The organism is Bacteroidales bacterium, assembly GCA_018334875.1.
Taxonomy (GTDB): domain Bacteria; phylum Bacteroidota; class Bacteroidia; order Bacteroidales; family UBA12077; genus JAGXLC01.
Genome location: JAGXLC010000525.1, coordinates 1 through 2565 on the forward strand (window position 1 = coordinate 1; position 2565 = coordinate 2565).

The 2565-nt window shown below is 39.9% G+C and carries 2 protein-coding genes and 1 pseudogene; all 3 read right to left on the reverse strand.

Annotation, left to right across the window (positions count from 1 at the left end):
- The 3 genes and pseudogenes from KGY70_20730 to KGY70_20740 all read right to left on the reverse strand — a co-directional run bounded on the left by KGY70_20730 (nucleotide 1) and on the right by KGY70_20740 (nucleotide 2354).
- Nucleotides 1–138, reverse strand: a pseudogene (locus tag KGY70_20730) (DUF45 domain-containing protein).
- Between the two features lie 12 nt (nucleotides 139–150).
- On the reverse strand, nucleotides 151–1839 hold the full coding sequence (locus KGY70_20735) for a hypothetical protein (GenBank protein MBS3777632.1): 1689 nt from the start codon (nucleotides 1837–1839) through the stop codon (nucleotides 151–153).
- Between the two features lie 71 nt (nucleotides 1840–1910).
- Nucleotides 1911–2354, reverse strand: a complete 444-nt coding sequence (locus KGY70_20740) for a hypothetical protein (protein ID MBS3777633.1) — start codon at nucleotides 2352–2354, stop codon at nucleotides 1911–1913.
- Nucleotides 2355–2565: the final 211 nt, after the last annotated feature.

Below are 2565 nucleotides of genomic sequence, written 5' to 3' on the forward strand. Positions count from 1 at the left end.
AGAAGGATATCGTAAATGGAGAAGTTCATGCACAATGATTTCATTGCGTTTATTTGCACGAGAACTTCTGTATCGAAAATCAAAGCGGCCTTTGCTTGAGCAACTGGCCCATTTATTCTTCATATTCAGAACTCTTGACCTGGCATCAAATTAAAATGTCGCATTTTTAAAAATTAGCTTCAAATTGGTACCGGGGTACAGGGTCTCGGTTTCATTTAATAAGTGGCATACGCTGGCAACAGCCCTGTTATCTCGTTGAGATGACAGGCTGTATAAACTGACAGTAAGTGTGTTCTGCTCATAATCAGGATCTATGTCTGCCTGAGTGGAGATAAGGCTTTTTATTAATGCCCTTATTTCATTTTTGCCCTTTTTATATTCTGAGCCCAGCACATTAGCCATAGCAGTCTCCGCTCTATAGCATATCATTTTAATGATGTTTTGCAGGTGCCTGCTCTCTGTCTTTAATTTATTATACTTTTGATCTTCAGGCATCTGTCCGACAGGTATTTTATAAGGATGCTTTTTTCTCTCAATAATAAGCCGTTTCTCTTCCTCTCGAAGGTTGGTAAGCTCTTCTATGAACTCTTGTTGTTTGGCAATATTTTGAGCCGATTGTTCCTCTAACCCTGTCTTGCTGCTTTCTTCTTCTAAAAGATACAAATTGGACTGCCGGCGACTGATCTTTTCCCTGATTTTTTTCAGCCGGTAGGTTAAATTACTGTACTCCCGGTTAACTACTTTTATATTTTTATCTAATTCATCTACACCATATTGGATGATCCTGTCAATATCGTATTCCTGTCTCATATATCTGAAGAAATTTTCCTGAGACCATCGGGCAAACATATACTGGGCTATCTTCTCGGTAGATAGCTGGTAATTGGTTGTTATTACACTGGTTTGATGTCCACTATCATTGCGCTTTCTTATTTCTCTCATAACTACCCCGTTTAACTCTACCTCCTTCTCACACAAACTCATCTCCGCCTCACCCAGTTCTGTTTCTATCTTATAGGGTTCAAAATCGTCTTCATCCCAGCTGTCTTTTACATTTTTCCTGTAGGTAATCACTGCTATATGATATTGTTTCCATATTTTATCAAAAAATACCGGGCTATAGGCCTCCCGGTCAAAAACCAATGTGTAAAAAGGAGATAAAGCATCTTCTTCTCCATTATTGGCTGGCACTTCTTTGGATTGTTGGAGAGAGTTGAGCCGGGGAATGATCTCTTCTTCCAGGGCTTGTTTTAATTTTTCATTCACCTGGCCGGTAATATAGAAGTAAGGCATACCCTCAGCGTTATTTACCCAGAACTCCACCGTTCCGGGAAGACACAATTTTTGCCGGCTAATATGTTTTTTGCCTAAATTGGCCAAATATCCATGATAAACCTGAACGTGTCCGTCAACATAATATATTTCTACCTCGTCTTTGTCGATCCATTCCTGTGATAAATAAGCACTCCACCTTGATGCCTGCTCTTCTTCGCTTAACTCTTTCAAGACCGAACGAAAACACCTGGCTTCAGGGATACGGTCCAAGCCCAATAATTTGCCCAACTCCCCCGGACTATGATGTTTTAATTGTTCTATATTTTTAATCCGGCACAAATACATGAAAGCTAAGGCAAGAACAATGATATCAAAATTGTAATAGCCTCGCTCACGCTGAGAATAATAAAAACTGTAGCTCAAAAGACCATTGGCCAGTAAAAAGGGCAACAGAAATAAAACCCCTCCGAAAGGAACACTCTGACATGGCTCAAACCTGACAATGTCTGTTACCTGCTCTCCCAAAGCTGCATCGAGGCGGCTTTCAACCCGCGTAGCACCCATTCCTATAAGCTCTGAAGCCAGATAATCGGTAATATTACGTTCTTTGGGCGTGGTGGTCTGAGGGAGATTTACTACTTTTTTTTTAAAACCCCGGAGCGTAAGTGATAACGTATAGCGCTTTCACTTAACCCTGTCTCCTTTGCCACTCTGTAAGCCGAGTAGCCTTGATTTAACAAGTCCTGGGCCTGTTCTTGTTTTTCACTGGTAAATTTATAACACTGGCCTCTTTGATCTTCTCTGTTGAAAAACCATTCTGTGCCTTTATCCCGCAAAGTCTTGGCATAACGTTGGACATTTTTTATGGGGATACCCAGGGCTTTGCTTAATTCACTTGTCTTACACAATTCGTTATTAATCAGGCTGGCCAGGATATAACGGTAGCTGTTTAAATCATTCTTAGCATGACAGTGGATCGGAGACCCGTTATGCAAATAATAAACAAAACCGTCTTTTTGATAAACTCCAACATTAGAATTGATTAATTTTGTATTTTCCGGGAAAATCGGCATCTGCATCTGCATAACTTTTTTCCCGAAAAATACGACATTTTAGTTTGATGTCATAACTCCATAAATCATTGATTATAAAAAACTGGGTCCGGAGCTCTGAAATTAATTCTTATATTTGTCAGAACAATCAGATCTTTTGCATTATGGAGGTGACAAGAACTTTTGATATACTGGAAAGACTGAAACACCAATTCCCCAAAGATGACATCCTTGCCGG

What these genes read in the sequence shown, in the direction of transcription:
- KGY70_20735 (MBS3777632.1), bottom strand. Translation starts at nt 1,839, where the DNA reads ATGGGTGCTACGCGGGTTGAAAGCCGCCTCGATGCAGCTTTGGGAGAG.
- KGY70_20740 (MBS3777633.1), bottom strand. Translation starts at nt 2,354, where the DNA reads ATGCAGATGCCGATTTTCCCGGAAAATACAAAATTAATCAATTCTAAT.